Annotated in this window: 1 protein-coding gene; it reads left to right on the plus strand. The window is 49.0% G+C overall.

The window, feature by feature from the left end; translation table 11 throughout:
- Positions 1 to 626 (plus strand): class I tRNA ligase family protein (locus ACS8FC_RS18745; protein WP_439297899.1); only part of this gene is annotated, 626 nt, incomplete at both ends.

Below are 626 nucleotides of genomic sequence, written 5' to 3' on the forward strand. Positions count from 1 at the left end.
TGCCGGTATCGCAACCCAGATGGTCGTTGAGCGTCGTCTGGAGGCGCAAGGACTCAAGCGCCGTGACATGACGCGCGAAGATTTCATCGATAAAGTATGGGAATGGAAAGAAGAGTCGGGCGGTAACATCACTAGCCAAATTCGTCGTTTGGGTAGCTCGGTTGACTGGTCACGTGAGCGTTTTACCATGGATGATGGTCTGTCCAACGCGGTAAAAGAAGTATTCGTACGCCTGTTTGACGATGGTCTTATTTATCGTGGTAAGCGTCTGGTGAACTGGGATCCAAAGTTCCAAACCGCGCTATCTGATCTTGAAGTAGAAAACCACGACGAAAAAGGCAGCCTGTGGCATTTCCGCTATCATTTCACGGATACAGACCTAACCACCCAAGATGGTAAAAACTATCTGGTCGTTGCTACTACGCGTCCTGAGACTTTGCTTGGTGATACCGCTGTCGCAGTCAACCCTAGCGATGAGCGTTATGCACATTTGGTCGGCAAAACCATTACCTTACCAATTACGGGTCGCGTCGTGCCTATCGTCGCTGATGATTATGTTGAAAAAGACTTCGGTACGGGCTGTGTCAAAATCACCCCAGCGCATGACTTTAACGATTATGAATTGG

The organism is Psychrobacter sp. 1Y4, from assembly GCF_051847555.1.